The sequence below is a fragment of the Anthropogastromicrobium sp. genome (assembly GCF_037349415.1).
GTDB classification, from domain to species: Bacteria; Bacillota; Clostridia; order Lachnospirales; family Lachnospiraceae; genus Anthropogastromicrobium; species Anthropogastromicrobium aceti.
Genome location: NZ_JAXWCK010000042.1, coordinates 23,580 through 30,247 on the forward strand (window position 1 = coordinate 23,580; position 6,668 = coordinate 30,247).

The 6,668-nt window shown below is 38.9% G+C and carries 6 protein-coding genes; all 6 read left to right on the plus strand.

Features of this window, described 5'->3' with window-relative positions; translation table 11 throughout:
- Positions 1 to 1,818, plus strand: coding sequence for a sensor histidine kinase (locus WJP93_RS09920; protein ID WP_337548038.1), 1,818 nt, complete (start codon positions 1 to 3; stop codon positions 1,816 to 1,818).
- A complete protein-coding gene (locus WJP93_RS09925) occupies positions 1,815 to 2,798 on the plus strand; it encodes a substrate-binding domain-containing protein (RefSeq protein ID WP_337548040.1) in 984 nt (327 codons plus the stop codon). The genes WJP93_RS09920 and WJP93_RS09925 overlap by 4 nt, the downstream gene beginning before the upstream one ends.
- 40 nt (positions 2,799 to 2,838) lie before the next feature.
- A complete protein-coding gene (locus WJP93_RS09930; RefSeq protein WP_262538234.1) occupies positions 2,839 to 3,867 on the plus strand; it encodes a galactose ABC transporter substrate-binding protein in 1,029 nt (342 codons plus the stop codon).
- Between the two features lie 32 nt (positions 3,868 to 3,899).
- Complete coding sequence (locus WJP93_RS09935; RefSeq protein WP_227100199.1) at positions 3,900 to 4,469, plus strand: DUF6553 family protein; 570 nt, start codon at positions 3,900 to 3,902, stop codon at positions 4,467 to 4,469.
- A gap of 105 nt (positions 4,470 to 4,574) precedes the next feature.
- A complete protein-coding gene (locus WJP93_RS09940) occupies positions 4,575 to 5,462 on the plus strand; it encodes a DegV family protein (protein ID WP_262538237.1) in 888 nt (295 codons plus the stop codon).
- 161 nt (positions 5,463 to 5,623) lie between these two features.
- Positions 5,624 to 6,668 (plus strand): leucine-rich repeat protein (locus WJP93_RS09945; RefSeq protein ID WP_337548044.1); only part of this gene is annotated, 1,045 nt, incomplete at its 3' end.

The following is a 6,668-nucleotide window of genomic DNA, read 5'->3' on the forward strand; positions in this document are numbered from 1 at the left end:
ATGAAAAAAAGAAAAGTGTCAGATATTCAGTCTGTCATTATGACGGTTCTTTCTTTGATGACGGTAATTACGTCTATATCTATGGGGTTATTGCTTTACAATCGATATGAAATGGCTATGCGTCAGAATGAAGTTCGCAACACACAAAACCTGATGGAAAGCACAGTCAATTCCATGGAGCAGTATCTGAAAAATATGAGACAGATTTCAGATACTGTCACATATAATATTATACAGGCATTTGATGTGTCTAGTCCGGAGTTTAATCAGCAGCTGAGTTTTCTATATGATTTTAATAAGGACAAAATACAGAGTATTGCGCTTTATGATATGGAAGGAAATCTTATTGTGGCAGAGCCAGTTACGCTGCAGAAGGATGGCATAGATGTGCTTTGGCAGTCTTGGTTTGAAAATGCAGCAGAGGAAATTGAAAATATGCACTTTTCAACGCCTCATATGCAGAATTTATTTCAGGATGATGCGAAGAGCTATCATTGGGTGATTTCCCTAAGTCGTGCGGTAGACGGTATTGATGGAGACAGACCTGAAAATGGTATTTTGCTTGTTGATATGAAATATTCCTTTATTGAGGAAATGATGAATCAGGTGAATGATCAAAACAGGGGGCGATATTATTATGTCTGTGATGGGGAAGGAAATCTGATTTATCATCCTTATGCAAATGAAATCAGCAATGGATTGTTTGAGGAAGATTTCAGTATTGTATGCAGCAATGAAGATGGTGTATATAAAAATTTGCGCAGCCCAAGTGGAGATAAGCAGACTGCAATTGTAAGCACTATATCATATACGGGATGGAAGATGGTAGGCATTGTAAAGCAGGATATTAGGACAGACAGCCGAGAGCAGTTTCGTATTTATATGGTAATTGTTGTAATTATGTTGATCATGATGCTTCTTTTAGTCAATCGCATTGTGTCGAAAAGGATTTCAAGTCCAATTCTTAAACTGGATGCATCTGTAAGGGCATATGAAGCTGGGGAAAAGCCTGATATCTATATTGGAGGCTCATATGAGATTCGTCATCTTGGAAAATCTGTCCAGCATTCGTATGAAGAAATTGAGCGGTTAATGAAAGAAATTGTGAAGCAGCAGAATGAGAGAAGAAAGAGTGAACTGGCAGCACTGCAAAGTCAGATCAACCCGCATTTCCTTTATAATACTTTGGAATCTATCACTTGGATGGTTGAGGCCAATAAAAATCAGGATGCAGTTTTTATGATATCTGAGCTGGCCAAGCTGTTTAGAATCAGTTTGTCAAGAGGAAAGACGATTATTAGTATTGAGGATGAGCTAAAACACTGCAAAAATTATATGAATATTCAAAAGTATCGCTACAAGGAGCGTTTTGTGACAGAATATGATGTTTCAGAAGAAATTTATCCGTTCTGTACGGTAAAGCTTATTTTGCAGCCGATTCTTGAAAATGCTATATATTATGGTGTAGGAAATATGGATGAGGATGACCAGCCTAAAATTATTGTCAAAGGTTGGAAAGATGATGCAGAAATCTATCTTTCAGTTACGGATAATGGAATGGGAATGCGTCATGAAGATGTAGAAAATATTTTAAAAGATAATCAGAAAGGACCCAAACATGGTTCTGGTGTAGGACTCATTAATGTGCACACGCGTATTCAGCTGATGTTTGGAAATAAATATGGCCTTATTGTGGAGAGTGAACCAGATGAGGGAACAACGGTCACGATTCATTTGCCTGCTGTGCCATACACTAAGGAAAATTGTGAAGTGCTTGAGACTCCGGGAAAGCCAGTCAGAAAAGAGGGTGAATCATGAAAAAAACAAAAACTACTTTTTTGTTAGCAGAAATTTGTCTTGGCATATTACTGCTGTTTTGTGTGCATCTGATTTTTGAAGATGAAAAGCCTCAGAAGCGTGTAGCAGTTATTGTTGAAAAATCAGGTGATGAAAAATGGAACTCCTTTATGAATGGTCTAAAGCAGGCAGCTGGAATCGCAAATATACATTTGATTATTTGCAATACAGATGAAATTGAAAATGCAGATGAGGAGAAGAACTTGATTTATGATCAGCTGGATAATCAGGTTGATGCATTTATTGTTCAGGCGGCGCCGGGCAGGGATACTATTGATATGCTTAGAGAAATTCGCGTACAAAAGCCAATGCTTCTTGTAGCAAATGATGCGCTGCGTGAAAAAGAGGAAGACCATATATCAAAATATTCTGATTTGCCTGTTATTGCGCCGGACTATTACCGTATGGGATATACATTGGCACAGGACTTATTAAGCCGCAATCAAAATAATATTCAAGGCAAAACTGTTGGAATTATAAGCGGATTTAAGAAAACAGACTGTACTGATAAATGTATGCAGGGTGTATTAGATGTGCTTTCTGATACGGGATGTGAGATTCAGTTTGATATGAATATCACATATGATATGGAAATTACACAGAGGTTAAAAGAGCAGCAGCCAGTTGACTATTTGATTGTATTTGACACAAGTGCCTTAGAGCAGGTAGCAGGGATGTATGCACAGAAAAAAGAGAGTGACACGAAAATCTATGGGATTGGAAATAGTATAAAGTGTGTATATTATCTTGATGATTCTGTGATTGACGGATTGATTGCGATAGATGGATATGGAATGGGATATCATAGCGCTATAGAAATTTCAAAAGTGCTGAAAAATCATCTGTATACGATTAACAACCAGACGATTGAGTATCATCTGCTGCATAAAGAAGATATTTTCAGAGAAGAGGTACAGCATTTTCTTCATACGTATGATTGAGAATTTGCATATAGTCAGCCAAAAAGGAATGGAGATTTCAATGAAACAGTATCAGATAAGAAGTATTCTGATCGGATGCATGTTGTTGTGTCTGACAGGATGTACGGCGAATAGTGAGAAAAAAAGAGATGTTCTTCGTGTTGGTGTTGTGCTATACACGCAGGACGACCCCTTTATTAATGCGCTTACAGATTGTCTGAAGGAAGATCTGGCTGGATATGAGTCAGATTCTCTAAAGGTGATTATGACTGTAAGGGATGGAAAAAATGATCAGAAGATTCAAAATGAAGTTGTGAAGGAAATGCTTGATGCTGGTTGTGAGATACTTGCTGTTGATCTCGTTGACAGGACAGAGCCGTCAAATATAATAAAGATGGCAAAAAAGGAAAATATACCTGTTATTTTCTTTAATAGAGAGCCAGTGAGAGAGGATTTGATGCAGTGGGATAAGCTGTATTATGTAGGCGGAGATGCCAGACAGTCTGGTATGATGCAGGGTGAGATTGCAGCAGATATGATACGAGACAATGACGCAGTAGATCGAAATCAGGACGGAAAGATTCAATATGTACTTCTTGAGGGTGAGACAGGTCATCAGGATGCAATCATTCGAACAGACAGTGTGGTAAAAACAATTAAAGAACAGGGCATTATATTAGAAAGACTAAGTTTCCAGTTTGCAAACTGGAATCGTGGACAAGCTGAAAATAAGATGACACAGCTGATTAATCAATATGGAGACGAGATTGAACTAGTCCTTTCTAATAATGATGAGATGGCTCTTGGTGCAGTTGCTGCGTATGATGCACTTGATTATGATAAAGACAGACGTCCGATAATTTTTGGAATAGATGGTTTGGAAGGTGCATTGGATGCTGTCCAAAAAGGCACCATTCAGGGGACTGTGTATAATGACAGGCATGGACAAGCTGAGCAGATTTCGCGTCTTGCGATGACACTGTTTCAAGGTCAGACACCGCCAAAGGAGGATCTGGAAAATGAACGATATATCTTTTTACCGTATCAAAAGGTGACGGCAGAAAATGTGGAATCATTTATGGAACAATAAAAAGGTGCATTTTCGGAAAGGAAAGATTGAAAATGGAAGATTGGCTGATAAACTATTATGAACAGACAGATCCACTTAAAAGACAGCAGATGCTTCTGGAAAATAAAAATGAAACCATGAGTGAAGAAGATAAACTTCGAATGAAGCTCTGGGAGACCAGATATGGAAAAGGTAAGCCAAGGAAAGATATGTTTGTTGGTTATCTTATGAATTTAAAATATATTGTAGAAAGCGGAAGTATGGATTTGGGAGGCAGAAAGAAAAAGCTTGCGATAGAAGCTATTCTTGGTCTGAATTTATATGAATTTGAAAGAAAGCCAAAGACTCAGCAGGAAATAATTTTTTTAGAGTTAAAAAACACATGCAGAAAATATATTGAGATTAGTACAGGAGGACGTGGCTTTACTTCTGTTATTTTTGGAATGGGACAGCTGTCAGATGAAAGCATTGCAGGAAAGATCGCTGAACAAATAAGCAGAATTGTGTTTGATGCACCTCATAGTCTGCGAATGGAAAAAGAATTTGAGCCGCTTCAAAGAGCTGCTTTAGAGGTTTTTAGGGAAATTTATCCTAATCGCGAACATTTTCTGAAAAAAAGATAAGTAATGATAAACGGTGTATTTTCTCTTTAGCGCTACTTGTATTTGCAAAGCAAAAAAGATATACTGTAACTGTTTTAATGCTTTAATTATAAGGAGGAGATGAGTATGGCAGAATATTGCATCAGCTGCTGTTCTACAGCTGATTTGACAAAGGAATATTTTGATAAGCGTGGAATCCGCTATGTGTGTTTTCACTATGAACTGGGAGGAAAGGACTATCTAGATGACCTTGGTCAGACGATGTCTCCGGCAGAGTTATATCGCAGAATGCTTGCAGGTGAGGATGTAAAGACATCACAGGTTAGTATTGGTGAGTATGCAGATTTTTTTAGAAAAATATTTGATGAGGGAAAGGATATCCTTCATTTAACGCTTTCAAGCGGAATTTCAGGCAGCTACAATTCAGCATGTATTGCAGCAGAACAGGTAAGAGAAGAATATCCAAACAGAAAAATTTATGTAGTGGATTCATTGGCAGCTTCCTCTGGTTATGGTTTGTTAGTAGATACTCTGGCAGACAGAAGAGATGCAGGAGAGAGTATAGATGAATTGTATGCATGGGTGTGTGAAAATAAAAAGAAACTGCAGCACTGGTTTTTTACTTCTGATCTTACTTTTTTTATCAGAGGCGGAAGAGTATCAAAGGCAGCTGGATTTTTTGGAGGTATGCTTGGAATCTGTCCTTTGTTAAATGTGGACTATGAGGGACATTTGACAGCAAGAGAGAAGGTGCGCACGAAGAAAAAAGTGATTCAGCGTATCGTTCAGAAGATGGAAGAAAATGCCGAGGGAGGTTTGGCATATTCGGGCAAATGCTATATCTGTCAGTCAGAGTGTATGGATGACGCAAAAGCTGTTGCAATGCTTGTTGAGAGCCGCTTTCCTAATTTAAATGGAAAAGTTGAAATTTATCCGATTGGTGCTACAATTGGCAGTCATACCGGCCCGGGAACAGTAGCATTATTTTTCTGGGGAAAGGAACGCGTGGATTGACGCAGTTTTGTAAAAGAAATGTAATGTTTTTGGATATTTGAAACATTGAAATAAACTCATACTTATGGTATGATACGAAAGGTTAAAGGCGTTATCGTTTACGTTACACGCAGACGATAACTTAAAAAAAGCCGCAAAAATGCGGCAGAACGGAGAAGCATATGATTTGCCCGAAATGTGGTGCCAGACTAGCGCAGGGAAGCACGATTTGTCCAATTTGCGGAACAAAGATACGCCCCTCTAAAGTCAAGGTACAAGACAATTATGAAGAGCAGCCAGATCAAGGCTACGATTCAGATTCAGATGATGATTATGAAGAAAATCTGAATGATGATTACGATTATGACGAAGAGGATGACAGCTACGGTAATGATGATTACGACAATGATGATTATGAACCGGCTCGTCCAAAAACAAATCGTATTCTTGTTGTTATTATTGTCACAGTAATTGCATTGATTGCTGCGATGATCGTATTGATTGTTCTTCTTTTCAGCAGTGGAAAAAAGAGCAATAAGCAGATTCCGTATACAGTAGATAAGATACAGGATACGGATACGAAGAAAGAAACACAGAAAGAAACTCAAAAGGAGACAGAAACTGAAGTAGTTGAAATCAAAGACAACAAGGTTACTTCTGGAAGAAATGTCTATGAGCTTTCAAATGATGAGTTAAAGCTTGTTGAGTACAATGATCAGGGACAAGTTGTTCGTATTCCAGCAGAAATCGGCGGATATTCGGTAACTTCAATTGGTTCACATGCATTTAAGAACAATACGTCAGTTCAGTATTTAAAGCTTCCAGATGGAATGAAGAAACTGGATGATTCTGCATTGTCTGATATTGAGCTTTTGAAAGAAGTTGTAGTTCCGGAATCAGTTGAAGAGATTGGAAACCTTGCTTTTTCAAAGGTTCAGAAGGCAATTTGTGTAAAGGGAAGCTTTGCATGGAATTATATGAAGTATATGGCAGATGAGGTAGTTGAGGGAACTTCACTTTCACTTGACAATAATGCGTCCACGCCATCAAGCTCTGCGCAGCAGACAGTTCCAACACAGCCGACGACCGCACAGCAGGCAGCGTCACAGCCGCAGCCGCAGCAGACGCCAGCCCCAGCTCCGTCCCCAGAGCAGACACCGGCCACAGCCCCGTCTTCAGAGCAGCAGCCAGCCACAAATCCATCACCGGATCAGACACCAGCCCCGG